This is a genomic window from Tsukamurella serpentis, from assembly GCF_054780975.1.
The window spans coordinates 201,310-222,439 of sequence record NZ_BAAGVH010000004.1; the positions used below are offsets into that span (position 1 = coordinate 201,310).

15 protein-coding genes are annotated in these 21,130 nt (G+C 69.5%); 11 read left to right on the plus strand and 4 right to left on the minus strand.

Translation table 11 applies throughout. The annotated features are described in order from the left end of the window. Positions 1-72 precede the first annotated feature (72 nt). Genes pks13 through ACYVHG_RS12780 form a run of 3 tightly spaced genes read left to right on the plus strand, consistent with a single transcriptional unit; the run spans position 73 to position 8,334 of the window. Positions 73-5,379, plus strand: a complete 5,307-nt coding sequence (pks13, locus tag ACYVHG_RS12770; protein WP_461167834.1) for a polyketide synthase Pks13 — start codon at positions 73-75, stop codon at positions 5,377-5,379. 17 nt (positions 5,380-5,396) lie between these two features. Next, a complete protein-coding gene (locus tag ACYVHG_RS12775; protein WP_461167835.1) occupies positions 5,397-6,971 on the plus strand; it encodes an acyl-CoA carboxylase subunit beta in 1,575 nt (524 codons plus the stop codon). Positions 6,972-6,984: 13 nt separating this feature from the next. Beyond that, on the plus strand, positions 6,985-8,334 hold the full coding sequence (locus tag ACYVHG_RS12780) for an FAD-binding oxidoreductase (RefSeq protein WP_461167836.1): 1,350 nt from the start codon (positions 6,985-6,987) through the stop codon (positions 8,332-8,334). 148 nt (positions 8,335-8,482) lie between these two features. Here ACYVHG_RS12780 and ACYVHG_RS12785 read toward each other — a convergent pair whose 3' ends face one another. Continuing rightward, a complete protein-coding gene (locus ACYVHG_RS12785) occupies positions 8,483-9,010 on the minus strand; it encodes a GAF domain-containing protein (protein WP_461167837.1) in 528 nt (175 codons plus the stop codon). A gap of 368 nt (positions 9,011-9,378) precedes the next feature. Here ACYVHG_RS12785 and ACYVHG_RS12790 point away from each other — a divergent pair, with 368 nt between their 5' ends. The 3 genes from ACYVHG_RS12790 (at position 9,379) to ACYVHG_RS12800 (ending at position 12,668) form a co-directional block, all read left to right on the plus strand. Then, complete coding sequence (locus tag ACYVHG_RS12790; RefSeq protein WP_461167838.1) at positions 9,379-10,359, plus strand: alpha/beta hydrolase; 981 nt, start codon at positions 9,379-9,381, stop codon at positions 10,357-10,359. A 295-nt stretch (positions 10,360-10,654) separates the two neighbouring features. Beyond that, complete coding sequence (locus ACYVHG_RS12795; RefSeq protein WP_461167839.1) at positions 10,655-11,617, plus strand: alpha/beta hydrolase; 963 nt, start codon at positions 10,655-10,657, stop codon at positions 11,615-11,617. A 121-nt stretch (positions 11,618-11,738) separates the two neighbouring features. Further along, complete coding sequence (locus ACYVHG_RS12800) at positions 11,739-12,668, plus strand: HpcH/HpaI aldolase/citrate lyase family protein (RefSeq protein WP_461167840.1); 930 nt, start codon at positions 11,739-11,741, stop codon at positions 12,666-12,668. Positions 12,669-12,717: 49 nt separating this feature from the next. Here ACYVHG_RS12800 and ACYVHG_RS12805 read toward each other — a convergent pair whose 3' ends face one another. Beyond that, entirely contained in the window at positions 12,718-13,086 is a 369-nt protein-coding gene (locus ACYVHG_RS12805; protein ID WP_461167841.1) for a VOC family protein, read from the minus strand. Positions 13,087-13,159: 73 nt separating this feature from the next. Next, positions 13,160-14,842 (minus strand): phosphoenolpyruvate--protein phosphotransferase, encoded by a 1,683-nt coding sequence (locus ACYVHG_RS12810; protein WP_461167842.1) that lies wholly within the window; start codon positions 14,840-14,842, stop codon positions 13,160-13,162. A 114-nt stretch (positions 14,843-14,956) separates the two neighbouring features. Between ACYVHG_RS12810 and ACYVHG_RS12815 the strand changes: the two genes are divergently transcribed. From ACYVHG_RS12815 to ACYVHG_RS12830, 4 genes are all read left to right on the plus strand, one after another. Further along, positions 14,957-15,727, plus strand: a complete 771-nt coding sequence (locus ACYVHG_RS12815) for a DeoR/GlpR family DNA-binding transcription regulator (RefSeq protein WP_461167843.1) — start codon at positions 14,957-14,959, stop codon at positions 15,725-15,727. Further along, positions 15,724-16,674 carry a 1-phosphofructokinase family hexose kinase gene (locus ACYVHG_RS12820; RefSeq protein ID WP_461167844.1) on the plus strand — a complete coding sequence of 317 codons (951 nt, stop codon included), beginning with the start codon at positions 15,724-15,726 and terminating at the stop codon, positions 16,672-16,674. Before ACYVHG_RS12815 ends, ACYVHG_RS12820 begins: the two co-directional genes overlap by 4 nt. Before the next feature lie 50 nt (positions 16,675-16,724). After that, a complete protein-coding gene (locus ACYVHG_RS12825; protein ID WP_461167845.1) occupies positions 16,725-18,821 on the plus strand; it encodes a PTS fructose transporter subunit IIABC in 2,097 nt (698 codons plus the stop codon). A gap of 76 nt (positions 18,822-18,897) precedes the next feature. Beyond that, complete coding sequence (locus ACYVHG_RS12830) at positions 18,898-19,155, plus strand: HPr family phosphocarrier protein (RefSeq protein ID WP_461167846.1); 258 nt, start codon at positions 18,898-18,900, stop codon at positions 19,153-19,155. 18 nt (positions 19,156-19,173) lie between these two features. Here ACYVHG_RS12830 and ACYVHG_RS12835 read toward each other — a convergent pair whose 3' ends face one another. Continuing rightward, the gene (locus ACYVHG_RS12835) at positions 19,174-19,788 is read right to left on the minus strand and encodes a hypothetical protein (RefSeq protein ID WP_461167847.1); all 615 of its coding nucleotides are present in this window, start codon (positions 19,786-19,788) and stop codon (positions 19,174-19,176) included. A 108-nt stretch (positions 19,789-19,896) separates the two neighbouring features. On the opposite strand from ACYVHG_RS12835, the gene ACYVHG_RS12840 reads away from it, so the two are divergent. Then, a complete protein-coding gene (locus ACYVHG_RS12840) occupies positions 19,897-20,817 on the plus strand; it encodes a D-isomer specific 2-hydroxyacid dehydrogenase family protein (RefSeq protein ID WP_461167848.1) in 921 nt (306 codons plus the stop codon). Positions 20,818-21,130 lie beyond the last annotated feature (313 nt).

Below are 21,130 nucleotides of genomic sequence, written 5' to 3' on the forward strand. Positions count from 1 at the left end.
CGTTGCCCACAACTTCATCACACGCGACCGCGCAATCCGAGGTCTCGACGCGAAGGGTGAGATAGACACATCATGGCCGAGAACGAGTACACCCCCCATGAAGGCCCGACCGGCAAGGCCCGTGAGGATCTGAGCCTGGAGGAACTGCGCGCGTGGATGCGGCAGTGGATCGCTGACGCCACCAAGCAGCCGCTGGAGAACATCACCGACGACAAGTCGCTCGACGAGTTCGGTCTCGGCTCGCGCGACGCGGTCTCGATGGCCAGCGACATCGAGGACTTCACCGGGGTGCAGCTGACGGCCACCGTCGCCTTCCAGCATCCGACGATCGCCCTGCTCAGCCAGCGCATCATCGACGGTGACCCGGTGGTCTCCGATGACGAGCTCGCCGCCGAGACCGCCCAGTACGACCGCGGTGAGGAGTTCGAGGCCGCCCGTGGCGTGCACGACGTCGCGGTGATCGGCCTGGCCACCCGTTTCCCGAAGGCCGGTGAGACCCCGGAGTCCACCTGGGAGTTCCTGATCGGGGGCGGTGACGCCACCACCGATCTGCCCGAGGACCGGTGGCTGGAGTTCAAGCAGGATCCGCGCCTGAAGAAGGTGCTCGACGAGGCCAACACCTTCGGCGGCTACCTCGACGACGTCGCCTCCTTCGACGCCGAGTTCTTCCAGATGACGCCGCGTGAGGTCGAGATGGTCGATCCGCAGCAGCGGCTCGCCCTGGAACTGACCTGGGAGGCGCTGGAGCAGGCCAACATCCCGGCCAGCTCGGTCAAGGGCACCCGCACGGGTGTCTGGATGGGCAGCTCGGCCAACGACTACCAGATGCTGGCCGTCGCCGACCCGACCAAGGCCAATCCGTACGCGCTGACGGGGACCTCGACCTCCATCGTCGCCAATCGGGTGTCCTACTTCTACGACTTCCACGGGCCGTCGGTGACCGTCGACACCGCGTGTTCGTCGTCGCTGGTCGCGATCCATCAGGCGGTGCGCAGCCTGCGTGACGGCGAGACCGACATGGCCGTCGCGGGCGGCGTGAACATGCTCATCGTCCCGGCGGCGACGCTCGGTTTCGACAGCATCGGCGCGCAGGCCGCGGACGGTAAGATCAAGGCGTTCAGTTCCGACGCCAACGGCATGATCCGCGCCGAGGGCGGCGGTGTGGTGCTGCTCAAGCGCCTGGCCGACGCCGAGCGCGACGGTGACGAGATCCTCGGCGTGATCGCCGGTTCGGCGGTGACGTCCGACGGCAAGTCCAACGGCATCTTCGCGCCGAACCCCGAGGCGCAGGTGATGAACCTGCGCGATGCCTACATCGACGCCGGCATCGACCCGCGCACCGTCGACTACCTGGAGGCGCACGGCACCGGAACGATCCTCGGTGACCCGCTGGAGGCGGACGCGATCGGCCGGGTCCTGGGCCGTGGCCGCGAGGCCGACAAGCCGCTGCTGCTGGGCTCGGCGAAGACCAACTTCGGGCATATGGAGGCCGCGGCGGGTATCGCCGGTGTGGCCAAGGTGCTGCTCGGTATGCGCAACGGCAGGATTCCGGCGTCGCTGCACTTCGCCGGCCCCAACCCGTACATCCAGTTCGAGGCGAACCGGCTGCTGATGGCGGCCCGCAACACCGAGTGGCCCCGGTACTCGGGCCACCGTCTCGCGGGTGTCACCGGCAACGGCTTCGGCGGCACCAACGCGCACGTGGTGATCCGCGAGTACGTCGCCCCGGAGGTCTTGGACGGTTCCGTGGGGGAGGCGGACGCCGCAGGGGCGAACTCGGCCCCGGACCAGGTGCCCGCGTTCTACGCCGCCACCGTCGACGGTGCGGCCGTACCGCTGGTGCTCACCGCCTACGTCCCGTCGCGCCGCCGGGCCGCCGCCGCGGAGCTGGTGCAGTGGCTCGAATCGGAGGAGGCGAAGCAGTACACGCTCGCCGAGATCGGCCGGACCCTCGCGCACCGCAACCACGGCCGGGTCCGCTCGGTGGTGCTGGCCAAGGATCTCGACGAGGCGATCAAGGGCTTCCGCGCGATCGCGGACGGTAAGAACGCGCCGAACGTGATCTCGGCGAATCAGCCCGATTCCACCGGTCCGGCGTTCATCTTCTCCGGCTTCGGCAGCCACCACCGGAAGATGGCCAAGCAGCTGTACCTGGAGAACCCGGTCTTCAAGCACTACTTCGACCAGGTCAACGAGCTGATCATCGACGAGGCCGGCGACGACTACGCCGAGATGATCCTCGACGACGGCCAGACCTTCCACATCGAGACCGGCCAGGTGGGCATCTTCGCGATCCAGGTGGCGCTGGCGGGCCTGTTCCGCCATCACGGTATCGAGCCGGGTGTGGTGCTGCCGCACTCGATGGGTGAGGCGACCGCCGCGTGGCTCACCGGCGGCCTGTCGCTGGAGGACGCCGTCCGGGTGATCTGCAACCGCTCGCGCCTGATGGGCGAGGGCGAGGCGATGCTGCCCGAGGAGATGGAGCGCTTCATGGCGCTCGTCGAGTACAGCGCCGCGGACATCGACACCGTGCTCGGTGCGTACGAGGGCCTGGAGATCTGCGTCTACGCGGCGCCCACGCACACCGTGATCGGCGGTCCGGGCAAGGTGATCGACAAGATCGTCGAGGAGACCGAGGCGAAGGGTCTGCTGGCCCGTAAGCTGGTCACCCGCGGTGCCTCGCACACCTCGCAGATGGATCCGCTGCTCGGTGAGCTGCAGGCCGAGTTGATGGGCATCGAGCCGCACCCGCTCACGTACCCGATGTACTCCACCGTGAACAAGGAGGAGTTCTATCGTGCGGGGCACGCGCCGGTGCACGACGTGGACTACTGGATCAAGGGTCTGCGGCACAGCGTCTGGTTCACCCAGGCGGTGGAGAAGGCCGTGGAGGCCGGTTACCGCACCTTCATCGAGTTCTCGCCGAACCCGGTGACGCTGATCTCGGTGGCCGCGGTGACCTTCGGCTCCGGCATCCAGGACGCTGCGCTGGTGCAGACGCTCAAGCGCAAGGAGAACGAGCCGGGCACCATCATGACGGCGCTGGCCACCGTCTTCGCCCGCGGTCATCACGTGGACGTGGCGTCGCTGTTCGGTCCGGGCCGGTACGCACCGGTGCCGCGCACCCGGTTCCAGCGCAAGCCGATCTGGATCCGGACCAAGCTGCCCGACGGTGGCTCGGGCGTGGTCCCGGGCGGCCACGTCGCGCTGCCGGACGGCAGGCACGTCTGGCAGCTCGACGCCGGCGCGCTCACGCTGGGCGATCAGACGCAGGTCTCGCTGGTCGACCTCGCGCAGCACGCGGCGGTCCAGGTGCTCGACGGTGCCGCGGTGACGGCGGCGGTGGAGCACGGTGAACCGGCCGACGGGCTGACCCTGACCACCACGCTGACCCCGCACCCGGGTGGCGCGTCGATCCAGGTCCACGAGAACCTCGGGTCGGGTGTTGCCGGCGCCGGGAGCGCAGCGAGCGGGCCGAGTGTTGCCGGTGCCGGGAGCGCAGCGAGCGGGCCGAGTGTTGCCGGCGCCGGGAGCGCGGGTTTCCGGTTGCTGCTCGATGCCGTGGTGGTCGGCGGTGACGCCGCCGGTTCGGCCGCGGCGCCCAGTATCACCAAGGTCGCGCCGGCGCCGGGAGAGCAGCGCGCGGGTCGTGTGTCGCCGGCGGTCGCCGCCGCAGGGGCCGCTGACGATGCGCTCGACGCCGAGCCGGAGATCACCGTCTCGGAGGAGACCGAAGCGCCCGCCCCGGAGGGTAGTTCCGAGCGGTGGAGCCCGGAATCCGGTGAGAGCGTGGAGAACCGGCTCGGCCTGATCATCGCCGAGACCATGGGGTTCGAGATTGAGGACCTGCCCAAGGAGATCCCGCTGATCGATCTGGGCATGGACTCGCTGCTGGCGATGCGGATCAAGAACCGCGCCGAGTACGAGTTCGACATCCCGCCGATCCAGATCCAGGCGGTCCGTGACGCCTCCTTCAACGACGTGGTGCAGTTCGTCGAGTACGCGGTCGCGCACCGCGACCAGGTCGACGCGCTGGCCGAGCACCAGTCCGGTACCGGTGAGCTCGCGGACGCCGGGCAGCTGGCCGAGATGATGAAGGCCGCCAAGGCGGAAGCCGCCGAGAAGGCCGCCAAGGGAGCTGAGCAGACCACCTCGGACACCGGCGGGGACACCGGGGAGGAAACCGCTGCTGCGGTCCCGGCCGACGGACCGGCCGCGCCGGCAGCACCGTCGGACGAGGCCACCGCGGCGACGCCCGACCTGCTCGACGGTGCCGCCGTCGCGGAGGCGATCGGCGACGGGGTACCGCCGCGCGACGCCGCCGAGCGCCTGACCTTCGCGACCTACGCGATCGTGGTGGGACGCTCGCCCGGCGGTGTCTTTAACGAGCTGGAGGTGCTCTCCGAGGAGGTCGCCGAGAAGCTCACCGCACGGCTGTCCGAGCGGGCCGGCGGCGAGATCGACATCGAGGACGTGATCGACTCCAAGAACATCGAGGAGATGGCCACGTACGTCGGCGCGGTGATGAACGAGGCCACCCCGGTGGACGGTTTCGTGCGCTCCCTGCGCAAGCCGGAGGGCTCCGATCGCCGCCCGCTGTTCCTGTTCCACCCGGCCGGCGGTAACACCACCGCCTACGAGGCGCTGCTGCGCAAGCTCCCCGCGGACCTGCCGGTCTACGGTTTCGAGCGGGTCGAGGGCGAGATCGAGGACCGGGTCCGCGACTACCTGCCCAAGCTCAAGGAAATCCAGCCGGAGGGTCCGTACCGGCTCGCCGGGTGGAGCCTGGGCGGAGCATTCGCCTACGGTCTGGCGCGGGCGCTCGAGGACGAGGGTCACGTGGTCGAGTACGTGGGCCTGTTGGACGTGGTGGCGCCGAAGGTGCCGCTCACCGATGAGCCCGCCGAGAAGCGTGCACGCCTGCAGCGGTGGGAGACGTTCGCCCGCAAGAACTACGACATCGGAAACGAGATCGAGCTCCCGATGGATCGTCTCGAGGCGGCCGACGACGAGGGCCAGTTCAAGATCATCATGGAGCTGGTGCAGTTGTCCGACAAGAAGATCCCGACGTCGATGATCGAGCATCAGCGCACGTCCTTCGTCGACAACCGGATGCTGATCAAGGTCAACCCCGCCGATTACGGCCGGTTCGGGGGCACCGTCACCCTCTACCGCGCCGACCGGATGCACGACGGTGCCGTGGAGCTGGAGCCGAACTTCGCCGATATCGCGCCCGACGGTGGCTGGGCGCCGGTGGTCGAGGACCTGCGGATCGTCAAGATCGGTGGCGATCACCTGCAGATCATCGATGAGCCCTACGTGGGCCGGATCGCGACGCACATGTCGGACCAGCTCGACGCCTTCGACGGCGCTCGGTGATTGACGGACAGGATAGGTTGAAAGCTGTGACGGAAGTTTCGGAGTCGGTCGACCTCAGCACCACCGCCGGCAAGCTCGACGATCTGTACCGGCGCCTCGAGGCCGCCAAGGATCCCGGGAGTGAGCGCGCCCGTGCCCGCCGCGACGCCAAGGGCCTGCCCAGCGCCCGGATGCGGATGCGGATGCTCTTCGACGAGGGTTCCTTCGTGGAGCTGGACCAATTGGCGAAGTCCCCGGGCGACGACCGGATTAAGGACGGTGTGGTCATCGGTTACGGCACCGTCAACGGCCGGAAGGTCGCGGCGTTCAGCCACGATCAGACGGTCGGGGCGGGCACCGTCGGAGAGATGTTCGGCCGCAAGATGGTCAAGCTCTACGACTTCGCCGCCACCGCCGGCCTGCCGGTGGTCGGCATCAACGACTCCGGCGGCGCCCGGATCCAGGACGCCGCCACCTCGATCGCCTGGTACGCGGAGCTGGGCCGGCACCAGGACGGGCTGTGCGGCATGGTCCCGCAGATCTCGATGATCCTGGGCACCTGCGTCGGCGGCGCGGTGTACGCGCCGGCGAACACCGACGTGCTGGTCGGTGTGCAGGACAACACCTACATGTTCGTCACCGGCCCCGAGGTGATCCGCCCGACCACCGGTGAGACCACCTCCGCGGAGGATCTCGGCGGCGCGGTCAAGCAGGCCACCTGGGGCAACCTGCACCACATCGCGGTCGACGAGAAGGCCGCCTTCGACTGGGTCAAGCGGTACCTGTCGTTCATGCCGGACTCGGTGCATCAGCGTGCGCCGCTGGTCAACCCGGGTCTGGAGCCCGAGATCACTCCGTCCGATCTGGAACTCGAGTCGATCATCCCGGACGCCGACAACGCCGGCTACGACATCCACGAGGTCATCCTTCGCGTCTTCGACGACGGTGACTTCCTGGAGTACGCCGAGCTGTGGGCGCCGAACATCGTGTGCGGTTTCGCCCGGGTGGATGGTCAGTCGGTGGGTGTGGTGGCGAATCAGCCGATGCACATGGCCGGCACTTTGGACACCCAGGCCTCGGAGAAGGCCGCGCGGTTCGTGCGCCTGTGCAACTCGTTCAACATCCCGCTGGTCTTCCTGGTGGACGTGCCCGGCATTCTGCCCGGCGTCGAGGAGGAGAAGATCGGCACCATCCGCCGGTCCGGCAAGTTCATCTTCAGCTACGTCGAGGCGGCCGTCCCGAAGGTCACCATCATCCTGCGCAAGTCCTACGGCGGTGCGTGGGCGGTGATGGGGTCCAAGCAGCTCGGGGCCGATTTCGTGTTCGCCTGGCCCACGGCGCGACTGGCCGTGATGGGCGCCGAGGGCGCCGCCGCGATCATCAAGCGGCGTGAGATCGAGGAGGCCGGCGAGAACGGTCCCGCGATCCGGCAGGCCTTCATCGACTTCTACAACCAGTTCATGGCGACGCCGTGGCTGGCCGCCGAGCGCGGCTACATCGACGGGGTGATCGAGCCCAAGGACACCCGCCTGCTGATCCGCAAGTGCCTGAGCCAGTTGCAGGACAAGGAACTCCAGCGCACCCCGCGGCGCACCTACCTCATGCCGATGTAGGACGGTGCCCGCGATGCCCGATATGCAGACCTTTCCGCGGATCACCGGTGCGGTACTGACCGATCCGGAGATCACCGCGGGCTACTCGGTGGATCGTTGTTCGCCGGTGCGCGGTGCGCAGCCGCTGGCGGTGGTGCTGGCGGCCACCACCGAGGACGTGGCCGCGGTGGCGTCCTGGTGCTACGCCAACGACGTCGTGATGGTGCCGCGCGGCGCCGGTACCGGTCTGGCGGGCGGCGCGAGCGCGCTGACCGGGTGTGTGATCATCTCGCTGGAGAAGATGAACGCGGTACTCGAGATCAGCGCGGCCGATCAGTACGCCCGCGCCGAGGCCGGGGTGCTCAACGCCGATCTGGACGAGGCGGTCCGGGAGCACGGCCTGATGTATCCGCCGGATCCGTCGTCGTACGAGATCTGCACGATCGGCGGCAACGTGGCCACCAACGCCGGTGGTCTGCGGTGCGTGAAGTACGGGGTGACCCGGGAGTATCTGCTCGGCCTGACGGTGGTGCTGCCGGACGGCCGGATCATCAGGACCGGGCGGCGCACCGTCAAGGGCGTCACCGGGTACGACCTGACCCAGTTGCTGTGCGGCAGTGAGGGCACGCTCGGCATCGTCACCGAGGTCACCGTCAAACTCCGCCCCGTTCCGCCGGTGCCGCCGACCACGGTGGCCTCGTCGTTCCCGGACGTGGTCAGCGCCGCGACCGCGGTGGCGGCGGTGGTCGGTACGGGTGTGGTGCCGGCGATGATGGAGCTGATGGACCGTCGGACGCTCGAATGCGTCAACGACATGCGGCCCTTCGGCCTGGAGGACGAGACCACGGCCATGCTGATCGGCCAGGGCTCGACGCCGGAGGACGCCGCGGTGATCGCCCGCGAGTTCGAGGCGGCGGGTGCGCACTACGTGGTGGTCTCGGACGATCCGGCCGAGGCGGACGAGTTGCTCGCGGTGCGCCGCGCGGCCTTCCACGCCTACGAGTACGCGGGGAACATGTTCTCCGAGGACGTGGGTGTGCCGCGTTCACAGCTGCCCGCGATGTTCGCCCGGTTGGAGGAGATCTCGGCGAAGTACGGCGTCGACATCCCCACCTGCGCCCATGCGGGTGACGGCAACCTTCACCCGACGCTGATCTACCCGCGCGATCAGCTGGAGGTTCCGCAGGCGATCTGGGACGCCGCAGACGAGGTCTTCCAAGCCGCGCTCGACCTCGGCGGCACGCTCACCGGTGAGCACGGAGTCGGGGTGCTCAAGGCGCGGTGGGTCGGCGACGAACTCTCCGAGGACGTGCTCGGCCTGCACCGCGCCATCAAAGCCGCCTGGGATCCGAAGAATCTCCTCAACCCCGGCCGCGCCTTCTGACCCCCGCCCCCGCCCCGTCCTCGCCCTCGCTGCGCTCGGGGGCGTCCCTAGCGGGGCGTCGCTCTCCCTAGGTCCGTGGACAGGGGGAATGCCCGTGGCGCTAGGGGCGCAGCGTCCCGCTAGGGAGGGTCGACGGTGCTGTGGCCGGCTACCTGGGCCGCGACACGCCGACGTCGCGGGCGCTGACCGAATTGCTCAGCGATTCGACGTAGACGTTTGCGATCTCCTCCAGCCCGTGCTGATCGACCTCGGAGAATCGGGCCGGCCGTTCGCTGTCCAGGTCGAAGACGCCGATCAGTTCGTCATCGCGGACCAGGGGGACGACCAGCTCGGAGTTGGTGGCGCCGTCGCAGGCGATGTGATCGGCGACGCTGTGCACGTCGTCGACGCGCTGCGTGTGGCGGGTTCGGGCGGCGGTGCCGCACACCCCTCGGTGCAGCGGGATCCGGATGCACGCCGGCAGCCCCTGGAACGGGCCCACCACCAGCTCGGCACCGTCGAAGAAGTAGAAACCCACCCAGTTCAGGTCCGGGACCGTCGCCGCGACCAGCGCGGACAGGTTGGCGGCGTTGGCGACCCGGTCGCTCTCACCGCTGAGCAGCGCGCGGGCGATGACGGCGAGCTCCGCGTACCGCTCGGCGGGGGAGTCCGGGAGGTCCGGCAGGGAGAACGACACGCCAAGAATCTACGCGCCCCGGATCGCCGGACGACACCCTGGTGGGCGGCGTGATTCTGGGGGAATCCTGAGAATGTGATGGAGTTCATGTGGCTCCGCTCAGCCGCGAAAAGTGCCCCACGTACTGCGCTTACCTGTGGATATGCATGATATTCGGGCGGCCGGGTGGTGGTACCACCCCTCGGTGTGTCTAAGAGTTTGTCAGGAAATGAGATCTGGCATACAGTGCCCGACAGAACTGCTCCGCTTGATGAGGGGTGCTACAGGAAATCTGTGGTATCGGACGGAACCGGGAATCCCCGGGCTCCGATCGGGCGGGGAGAGTTGCCCGACTGGGGTGGCTATGACTACAAGGGAGAGAGTCTCGAATGCGTATGCGTAACGGCTGGGCCAAGAAGGCCACCGCTGCCGCGATCACCGTGGCTGCCATTCCGGCCCTCGCCGGCATCGCCGGCACGGGCGCCGCGAACGCGTGGGGTCCGGGCAGCGAGAAGAACCCGCCCAAGGGCTTCAAGCAGGCGTTCGTCAACGGCGCCGGCATGCCGAACGTGAAGGTTCGTAGCTGGGCCTCGACCACCACCGACCCCAAGTCGGCCCCCACCGTCGTCTTTCTCGACGGCCTGCGTGCCACCTGGGACGTCTCGGGCTGGGAGCGCGACGCGAACGTGGCCTTCCTCTCGCAGAAGGGCATCAACGTCGTGATGCCGGTGGGCGGCACCTCGAGCTGGTTCACCGACTGGCAGGCGCCGTCGTCGACCAACCGTCAGCCCTACCGCTACACCTGGGCGTCGTTCCTCAAGACCAGCCTCCCGCAGTACATCCGCAGCCTCGGTTTCAGCGACAACGTCTCGCTGGTCGGCCTGTCGATGTCGGGTAGCGCGGCCATCATCAACACCCTGGAGTCGAACGGCTACTACAAGCGTGCCGCTTCGCTCTCGGGCCTGAACAACATCTCGGCGCCCGGTATCCCGATCGCCGTCGGCATCGCCTCGCTCGACTCGAGCGGCTACAACGCCGGCCTCGACATGTGGGGTGGCCCGTTCGACTCCCGCTGGGCCAAGAACGACCCGACGGTGCAGGTCAACCGCCTCAAGAACATCCCGCTGTGGATCTCGGCCGGTAACGGCGTGTTCGGCAAGTACACCCCGAACCCGGGACCCGCCGACGTCATCCAGGGCGTGCCGCTGGAGTGGCTCGCGCTCTCGCAGGCCCGCTCCTTCGAGGGTGCCGCCAAGCGTGCCGGCCTGACCAAGACGCACTTCGATTTCCCGCCGGCCGGCACCCACACCTGGGGCTACTGGCAGGACCAGGTGTGGCAGATGCAGCGCACCGGCTGGTTCTCGAAGTAGTACTTCAGAATCTGAGCAGATCACAGACAGGAGGTCCCGTTCGGACGAACGGGGCCTCCTGCCGTATTGTGATGAGGACGACTTTTCTCAGGAAAGTGGGAAAGTCTGTAACGCTTCACCCTGTGAGTTCGATGAGACACAGGGAAAAGGTCACCCATGTGACTCGTGTGAAAACAGTGACATGTGTGACAAGTGATGTTAGAGTGACAACTGCGATGTGGTCTGGTCTTCCGCGACCGGCCAACAGGTCCATCTGCGAATGCGCCGAAGACGCGTGAAAGAGGAGAGGTCAGCAATGCGAGCAGCCTGGGGTAAGCGAGCGGGTGCGGCGGTCTTGACCGCTGCCATGGTGCCCGCACTCGCCGGTATGGGCGCCGGTGTCGCCGGCGCATGGGGTCCGGGTTCGGCGAAGAACCCGCCCAAGGGCTTCAAGTCGGAGCGCGTCAACGGCGCCGGCATGCCCGATGTCCTGGTCCGTTCGTGGGCCTCGACCACGACCGATCCGGCCAAGGCGCCGACGGTGGTCCTCCTCGACGGCCTGCGCGCGACGCAGGACGTCTCCGGCTGGGAGCGCGACTCGAACGTCGCCTTCCTGTCCGAGAAGGGCGTCAACGTGGTGATGCCGGTCGGCGGCACCGCGAGCTTCTACACCAACTGGAACAACGTCTCGCGCCACGGCAACGGCACCTACAAGGCCACCTGGGGCAACTTCCTGGCCTCCAGCCTGCCGAACTACATCAAGTCGCGCGGCTTCTCCAGCAACATCTCGCTGGTCGGCATCTCGATGGGCGGCGGCGCCGCTCTGATCACCGCTGCGAACAACCCGGGCGTGTACAAGCGCGCCGCGGCCCTGTCCGGCTTCCTGAACACCTCGGCCCCCGGCATGCCGGTCGCCGTGGGTGTCGCGATGCTCGACGCCGGTGGCTACAACGTGCTCGACATGTGGGGCGGCCCGTTCGACGCCGCATGGGCGAAGAACGACCCGACCGTTCAGGCCGCGCGCCTGAAGGGCACCCCGGTGTGGATCACCGCGTCGACCGGTGAGCCCGGCCGCTACACCCCGAACCCGACCCCGGCCGACATCGTCCAGGGCGTGCCGCTGGAGATCCTGGCCAAGTCACAGTCGCAGGCCTTCAAGGCCGCTGCCGACAAGGCCGGCGTGAGTGGCCACTACGACTTCTCGTCGGTGGGCACCCACACCTGGGGCTACTGGAGCGATCAGGTCTGGAAGATGCAGCGCTCGGGCTGGTTCAACTGATCCAGCGCTGAGTCGCCGAACGTGAGGAAGGCCCCGGGCATATGCCCGGGGCCTTTCCCGTATCGGTCCGCCGTATCGGTACTGTTGCGTCGAATTCACACCGAACCCGAGGTTGTAGACGATGGCCGCGCTGCCCCCCGTTCCCGAGACCGACGAGCCCGTCGGCTTTCGTATCGATCCCGTGCTCGCCCGTAGCTGGCTGCTGGTCAACGCCGCGCAGCCGGAGCGGTTCGACGCCGCCGCCCGCTCACGCGCCGACATCGTGGTGCTCGATATCGAGGACGCCGTGGCCCCGAAGGACAAGCTGGCCGCCCGGCAGAACGTGGTGGACTGGCTCGGCCGTGAGGTCGACGGCCGGCCCAACGACGGCTGGGTCCGCGTCAACGGCTTCGGTACCCAGTGGTGGGCCGATGACCTCGAGGCGCTCCGTGGCGCCAAGCACCTGGGCGGGGTGATGCTGGCGATGGTCGAGTCGATGGACCACATCACCGAGACCGCCAAGCGGCTACCGGACACCTTGATCGTGGCGCTGGTCGAGACCGCCCGCGGCCTGGAACGGATCAGCGAGATCGCCTCCGCCAAGGGCACCTTCCGGCTGGCCTTCGGCATCGGCGACTTCCGGCGCGACACCGGCTTCGGTGGCGAGCCGTCGACCCTCGCCTATGCGCGTTCCCGGTTCACCATCGCCGCGAAGGCGGCGCACCTGCCCAGCGCCATCGACGGGCCCACGGTCGGTTCGAAGGGGCTGCTGCTCAGCGAGGCCACCGCGGTGTCCTCGGAGTTCGGCATGACCGGCAAGATCTGCCTCACCCCGGACCAGTGCCACCCGGTCAACGAGGGGCTGAGTCCCTCGCCGGAGGACATCCGCTGGGCGCGGGAGTTCTTCGTCGAGTTCGAGCGCGACGGTGGCGAGATCCGTAACGGGTCGGACCTGCCGCGTATCGCTCGCGCCACCAAGATCCTCGACCTCGCCCGCGCATACGGACTCGAGGAGCCCGAGGCGCTCGAGGGCGAGCACGCCCCGGCACCGTCGGACACCTTCCACTACTAGTCGCACGCGCCCGGACCAGGCCGGGCCCCGGCCTCGCGGCGGCGGTTGGTTACTGCGCGCCGTGGAACACCGCTTCGACGTTGTTGCCGTCCGGGTCCCGGACGAAGGCGCCGTAGTACCCGGGGTGGTACTCCGGCCACAGCCGCGGGGCGTGCAGCGACTGCGCCCCCAGCTCCAGTGCCGCGGCGTGGAAGGCATCGACGGTGGCCGTGTCCGGCGCCGCGAAGGCGATGTGCGCCTCCCGGTTGGAGGCGCCGTCTGCGGCACCGGAGATCCAGAAGACGGGCTGTTCGGTGCCGTACCCCACGGCCACATCGAAGTCCATCAGCCGGCGGGAGCCGAGCACCGCCAGGACTGAGTCGTAGAAGCGCTTCGAGGCGTCCAGGTCAGCGCAGTTGATCCCGAAATGGTCGATCATGGTGGCTCCTCGCTCCGGCGGATACCCGGTGCACCCGCACACGCTCGGTCTACCACCGGCCACTGACACGTTCTCAGCGCAGCGCGGCCAGGGCCGACTCCCGGGCCGCCGCCGGATCCGCAGTGGCCACCGCGGCCTCGGCCGCGCGGCGGCACTGCTCCGCCGAGGCACCCGACAACCGGGCGCCGACCGCTGCGGCCGCACCCGCCGCGCACGACAGCGACGTCACGCCCAGGCCCACCAACACACAGGCGAGGAGCGGATCGGCGGCGGCCTCACCGCACACGCCGACCGGTTTACCGGCCGCGCTCCCGGCAGCGGCCGTCATCGCGATCAGCCGCAGTACTGCCGGCTGCCAGGGGTCGGTGAGCGCGGCCAGTTCGGAACGCATCCGGTCGGCGGCCATCGCGTACTGGGTCAGATCGTTGGTGCCGATCGAGACGAAATCGACCTCGGCCAGCACCGCTTCGGCGCACAGTGCCACCGCCGGGACCTCGACCATCACCCCGGGGGTCAGGCCGCGCGCCCGGCACTTGGCCGCGAACTCACGCGCTTCCGCCGCGGTCGAGACCATCGGCGCCATGACCCACGGCTGCGGGTCGACCGACGCCGCGGCCATCGCGATCGCATCGAGCTGGCGCTCCAGGAGCCCCGGGTCACCGTCGGCGATGCGATTGCCCCGTACTCCCAGCGCCGGATTCTCCTCCTCACCGTGGTCGATGAACTTGAGCGGTTTGTCCGAACCGGCGTCCAGCGTTCGGATCACCACGTGCTGCCCGGCGAAGGCTTCGATCACCTCGCGGTACTGCGCCGCCTGCTCCTGAACGGAGGGCTCGTCGGCCCGGTCGAGGAAGGCGAGCTCGGTACGGAACAGTCCCACGCCCTCCACCGGCCGCTGCGCCGCCGTGCGCGCTCCGGGGCCGTCCTGAACGTTGGCGAGGATCTCGACGGCGCGGCCATCGGCGGTGCGACCTGGGCCGCGCCACCGGGCGATTTCGTCCGCCTCCCGCCGGTACGCCTGGACCCGAGCCAGCGCCTCGTCCGGATCCGGGGCGACGGTGACGGTGCCCGCGGTCCCGTCGATCAGGACCGGGGTGCCGGCGTCGACGGTGCCTGCCTCGGCGAGGCCCACGATGCACGCGATGCCCAGCTGCCGGGCGATGATCGCGGTGTGGCTGGTGGGGCCGCCCAGCCGCGTCCCGATGCCCAGGATCATCGCCGGGTCGAGGCCGGCGGTGTCCGCCGGGGCGAGGTCGTCGGCCAGCAGAATCGTCGGCTCGGACGGGGCCGGCACTCCGGGTTCCGGCGTTCCGGTGAGCTCGGCGATCACCCGGTCCCGCACATCGCGCAGGTCGGTCACCCGCTCGGCCATCAGGCCGCCGATGGTGAGGAACATCTGCGCGAACTGTTCGGTGGCAGCGGCCACCGCGTTCGCGGCCGGAGTCCCGGAGCGGATCAGCTTGTCGGTGGCGGCGAGCCAGGCCTTGTCGGTGGCGAGCGCGGCGGTGGTGGTCAGTACCTCCGCGGCGGGGCCGGTGGTCGCGGCGGCGCGCTCGCGCAGCCGGTCCGCGACGGTGCTCGCTGCGACCGCGAAGCGCTCGGCCTGCCCCTCCCGCTCGGCCTCGGGCAGGTCGGCCGCGGCCGACGGGATCTCCGGCCGGGCACCCGGCCACATCACCGCTGCGTACGCGACCCCCGGCACCACGGGGGTACCGGTGAGGACGGGGCCTGTTGCGGTCGACTGCTGCGAACTCATGTGACTCACATTACGAATTCTGCTTGACTTGTCAACACAATCGGGCGTAAAAACAGACAAAACAAAGTTTCGTCACAGTGATCCACGGTTCGAGAGGGCACGGTTCGGAGAGGTATGTACGCGGAGGAACGGCAGCGCGCGATCAGTGATCTGGTCGGCGAGCGCGGGCGAGCATCGGTCGCCGAGCTCGCCGCCCGGTTCGACGTGACCGCGGAAACCGTCCGCCGCGATCTGGACGTCCTGGCCAGGCGAGGGGGAGTGCGTCGGGTGCACGGCGGCGCGGTGGCGGCGAGTGTGCTCGCCGGAGCCGAGCCCGGGGTACCCGAGCGTGAGGTCACCAATGCCGAGGCGAAACGAGCGATCGGGCTCGCGGCTCGCCGTTTCCTACCGCCGGCGGGTGGCTCGGTGCTCTTCGACGCGGGCACCACCACCGTCGCCGCCGCGGGGGAGGTTCCGGCGGATCTGCCGCTCACCGCGATCACCAACTCGGTCCCGGTGGCCGCGGCGCTCGCGCCCCGGGACAGCGTCGAACTGCGACTGCTCGGCGGCCGGGTGCGCGGTCTCACCCGGGCCGCTGTCGGTGCCGGCACCGTCGCCGAGATCAGTTCCCTGCACGTCGACGTGGCATTCCTCGGTACCAACGGTGTGAGCGTTGCGCGCGGGCTGTCCACTCCCGACGCCGACGAGGCCGCGGTCAAGACCGCGCTCGCCGGCGCCGCCGATTTCGTGGTCCTCCTGGCCGATTCCGCCAAGTTCGAGCGGGAGAGCCTGGTGGCGTTCGCCGGCCTCGGCGTGATCGACGTGATGATCACCGACGCACCACCACCGGTCGATCTCGCCGCTGCCCTGGCTGAGCACGGCGTCGACGTGGAGATCGCCCGATGATCGTCACCGTCACCGCCAATCCCAGCTTGGACCGCCTGGTCGCACTCGGTGAGCCCCTGCGGCTCGGCGCCGTGCAGCGGGCGCAGCGTGCCGCCGCCGATCCGGGTGGTAAGGGCGTCAACGTCTCGCGTGTCGTGCACACCTCCGGTGCGGCCACGGTCGCGGTGCTCCCGGCGGATCACGGTGATCCGCTCCTGATCGCCCTCGACCAGATCGGTGTGCCCTCGGTGGCGGTGCCGGTGGGGCAGGAGATCCGCAACAACATCACCGTCACCGAGCCGGACGGCACCACCACCAAGCTCAACGCGCCAGGTGCGCAGCTCACCCCGGAAACGGTGCGGTCCTTCGAGGACGCGATCGTCACCGCCGCGGAGGGCGCCTCGTGGCTCGCCCTGTGCGGCTCCCTCCCTCCTGGTCTGCCCAACGACTGGTACGCCCGGCTGGTGGCCCGGATCGGCAACGGCCCGCGGATCGCCGTCGACACCTCGGGCGCCGCGCTCGCCGCCTCCGCGGTCCGCGGAGTCCACCTGCTCAAGCCGAACGCAGAGGAGCTCGCGGTGCTGGTGGGCGGCGGTGAACGGGCCGGGGCGGAGTTCGAATCCCGTGCCGCCGCCGGTGATCCGGGGCCGGTGCGGATCGCCGCGGAGAAGCTGCACCGGGAGACCGGTGCGGAGGTGCTGGCCACCCTCGGGCGGGCGGGTGCGGTGCTGGTGACCGCGGACGGCGCGTGGTGGGCCGGCCCGCCGCCGATCGTGGTGCGCAGCACCGTCGGCGCCGGCGACAGCTCCCTCGCCGGCTACCTCATCGCGCACGATCGCGGGGCCACACCCCCGCAACGACTGACCCTGGCGGTGGCCTACGGCGCCGCAGCTGCAGCACTGCCGGGCACGCAGGCGCCCCGACCGGAGGAACTCGACGTCGCGGCCGTACGGATCACGGCCTGTTAGCGCAGCTTCCGCCCTCTCTCACGAAGACAGCAGAACCGGAGAACAACCCCATGACCGAATCGATCATCACTCCCGAGTTGGTCGCCCTCGACGTCTCGGCGGGCGCCGATAAGGCCGATGTCATCGGCTACCTCGCCGGCCGGATCGCGGAGGCGGGCCGGTGCGAGTCGGTGGGTGACCTGGTGGCGGCCGCGCTCGCCCGCGAAGCGCAGTCCGCGACCGGACTACCCGGCGGCATCGCGATCCCGCACTGCCGCGCGAGCACCGTGACCACCGCGAGCCTCGGCTTCGCCCGTCTGCGTCCGAAGGTCGACTTCGGCGCACCGGACGCCCCGGCGGATCTCGTCTTCCTCATCGCGGCACCGGAATCCGCCGGATCGCAGCACATGAAGCTACTCAGCTCGCTCGCGCGCGCCCTGGTCCGGCCCGAGTTCACCGCCGCCCTGCGCGCCGCCTCCACCGCCGACGACGTGGTCGCCCTGGTCGACGAGGTGATCGCGCCCCCGCCCGCCACCATCGCGTCCCCGCCCGCCACCCCGGCGGCGGCGGAAACCACCACCCCGGCGGCGGCGACGGGGAAGCCGGCACCGCCCGGGAAGCCGACTCTGGTCGCAGTCACCTCCTGCCCCACCGGCATCGCGCACACCTACATGGCGGCCGATGCGCTCCAGGCGGCAGCCGATCGTGCAGGCGTCGAGCTCACCGTGGAGACGCAGGGCTCGTCCGGATCCACCCCGCTTTCCGCCGCAACGATCGATGCGGCGTCCACCGTGATCTTCGCGACCGACGTCGGCGTGCGCGGGCGTGAGCGGTTCGCCGGCAAGGCGGTGGTCACCTCCGGCGTCAAACGCGCGATCAGCGAACCCGACGAGATGATCGACGAAGCGCTCGCCGCCGCCTCGAATCCGCACGCCGCGAAGGTCACCGGCGAACGCGCCGCCGCCGAATCCGCCGCGGCGCGGCACGGGCTGGGTGGCCGCCTCAAGCAGGCCCTGCTCACCGGTGTGAGCTACATGATCCCGTTCGTCGCCGCGGGCGGACTGCTGATCGCGCTCGGCTTCCTGATCTCCGGTGGATACCGGATCGGTCTGAGCACCCTCTCCGAGGGCATGTCCGACGGTGCCTACATCGCTCTGCACAACTCACTGTGGAACCTTCCCGACGGTGGTCTCCTCCAGTACCTCGGCGCGGTGAGCTTCGCGACCGGGCAGGCCGCGATGAGCCTGATGGTCGCGGTGCTGGCCGGGTACATCGCCTACGCCATCGCCGACCGCCCCGGACTCGCACCGGGATTCGTGGCGGGTGTTCTGGCGGTCACCGTCGAAGCCGGGTTCATCGGCGGTGTGATCGGCGGGCTGCTGGCGGGTGTCGTGGCGCTGTGGCTCGCGCGGATCCCGCTGCCGCAGTGGGCCCGTGGCTTGCAACCGGTGGTGGTGATCCCGTTGCTCGGCACGCTGATCACCGGCGCAGCGATGTACATGGTGCTGGCCGGGCCGCTGCGCTGGGTCAACGAATCGATGACCGACGCCCTGAACGGCATGAGCGGCAGCAGCAAGGTCGCGCTGGGCGCCGTCCTGGGCCTGATGATGTGCTTCGACCTCGGCGGACCGGTGAACAAGGCCGCCTACGCCTTCGGTGTTGCGGGCATCGGCCTCAGTACCGCGGGTGTGCCGCAGTGGGAGATCATGGCCGCGGTGATGGCGGCGGGAATGGTGCCCCCACTGGCGCTCGCACTGGCCACCTTCGTCCGCCCTTCGCTGTTCACCGAACCGGAACGGGAGAACGGCAAGGCCGCTGTCCCGCTGGGCCTGTGCTTCATCTCCGAAGGCGCCATTCCGTTCGCCGCCGCGGACCCGCTGCGGGTGATCCCGTCGATGATGCTCGGCGGCGCCGTCACCGGCGGGCTGTCCATGGCGTTGAGTGCGCAACTGCGCGCCCCGCACGGCGGAGTCTTCGTCATGTTCGCGACCAACGGCACCTGGCCGAAGTTCCTGATGGCGCTGGTCGCCGGGGTCGCGGTCGCCGCCGCAGCGGTGCTCGCCGCCAAGTCGCTGACCGGCCGCGCAACGGCCGCCGCAGCAAGGGCCGCGGACATCGGAACCGACCCGAGCGCCGATACCGTTCGGTCCGGGGCGGTCGCCGGGTGATACTTGTCCGGAGCATCGCAGGAGCCGCGGGCCGATCGGCCCTCACGGCGATGGACCACACCCCACGAGGAGAGACATGCCCAGCACCACAGTGACCGTCGGATCGACCGTCGGACTGCACGCCCGGCCCGCCGCCGTGATCGCCAACGCGGTCAACGAATCGGGCCATGAGGTCACGCTGTCGGTGGCCGGCGGGGATCCGGTGGACGCCGGTTCGGCCCTGATGATCATGACCCTGGGTGCAGAGCAGGGGGTCGAGGTCACCGTCGAATCCGCGGACCAGGCCACCGTCGACGCCATCGCCGCGCTGGTCGCCCAGAACCTCGACGCCTGAGCGGTAGCGCCTCGCCGGTCAGGTGACCGGGGAGATGCAGTAACTCACCCGCTGCGGTGCGGCGTAGTTCAGGGCAGCGGATCCACGGCAGCTCAGTGGCGCCCCGGCGGCCCGCTCGGTCACCCGGATCACGTTCGGCTGCGCTGTTCCCAGTGCGGTGGGGCACGCGACCGGACGGATGTCGGTGGTCGCTGCCTTGTCCGGCTTGACCTGGTAGCAGCTGCCCAGGGTCATCCGGGGGACCAGGCACAGCGTGGCACCGCCGGATTCCAGGCGCGCGTAGTTCGGCAGGCTGCACGCGGTCTTGGCGGGCGGCTTCTCGGCCACCGCGAAACTGAAACCCTCACCGCAGGTGGCGCGGGTGGCCTCGCTGCCGGCCACGGTCACGCAGTCGCCCACTTCCACCGCGCTCACCGCCGCGACCTGCGGCTCGGCCGGTTTCACTCCGAGAACCAGGGCCGCCGCCCCCACGATGAGTACGGCGATCACGCCGGAGTACACCACCGAGCTCAGGATCTTCCATGTCGCCGTGGGCCGCACCCCGTCCAGCCGGCGTCCGACCGGCGTCGCATCGAAGCGACGACGGAGCGCCGCGAGGCGGGGCTGAGCGTGGTCGATGAAGGGTGTGGACATAGTCTCAAGCTTAACTTGAGCCTCAGTGATTAACACAAGTCTCAGTTTTCACAGGAGTGTCGGTTCGACCGGCAGCGCTGAACCCGTCCGCTCACTACGCTCGGTGGCATGTCACTCGACGACGCGCCGATCATCGCCGTGGGCCCGAAGCCCGATCCAGATTTCGACGCCGCGATCACCGCGGGCGGGGGCGTTCCCGGACCACTCGCCCAGGCGTCCGCGCTGGTCTGGACCGATCCGAACAGTGCCCTTCCGCAGTTGCCGGCGGGCGTGCGCTGGGTGCAATTGCCCTTGGCCGGGGTGGAGGACTTCATCGGCACCGATGCCCTCGCCGCGAACAAGCGGGTCGTCTTCACCTCCGCGGCCGGGGCCTACGCCGGTACCGTCGCCGAGCAGGCGATCGCCCTGCTGCTGGCGGGCGTGCGCGGACTGTGGCACCGCGAAACCGAGTGGGACCTGCCCGGCGCAGCCGCGCGTACCCATCGTCTCGCCGGTTCGACGGTGGCCGTGGTCGGCGCGGGCGGTATCGGGCGCGAGCTGATCCCGGTGTTGCGCGCACTCGGTGTGAAGGTGGTCGCGGTCAATCGGTCCGGCGCCGAGGTCTCCGACGCGGTGGTCGTCCCCGCCGACCGGATCGACGAGATCTGGCCCGAGGTCGACCACGTGATCGTCGCGGCACCGTCGACCCCGCAGACCCGGGCGCTGATCGACGCAGAGGTTCTCGCGCAGCTCAAGCCGCACTCCTGGGTGATCAACATCGCGCGCGGCGCCCTGATCGATACCGACGCCCTGGTCGATGCCCTGCGTCGTGGAACGATCGCCGGCGCGGGACTCGATGTGACCGATCCGGAGCCGCTCCCTCCGGGCCACCCGCTGTGGTCGATCCCGTCCGCGATCATCACGCCGCACGTGGCGAACCCGCCGCAGCACCTGCGGCCGGCGCTGCTGGAGCGGGTCGAGGTGAACGTGCGCCGCTTCGCCAACGGGATGGAGCCGCTCGCGGTGATCGACCCGGCCCGGGGGTACTGACACCGCCTTCGCGCGCCCGGTCAGGAGGCTGCTTCACCAGGTTTCACCAGCGAAGAGGCGCCGCCAACTGGGCTTCGGGCCGGTGAGTTGGGGTGTGTTATGGTCAGCCCACTGTTCTGAGCATCAGGCGGCTCACGTAGCTCTTCCGATGCCTGGCGAACCCAGGTGACCCGCGGAAATCCGCCCCCGTTCACACCGCGACGGGGGCGATGAACGCGTGGAGTCGTCCCTGTGCCGGAACTCCGGTCCGCAGCCGCGCGGGCCGGTAGGGACGACAAGGAACGAACATGAACGTCGGTGTACCGACAGTGAC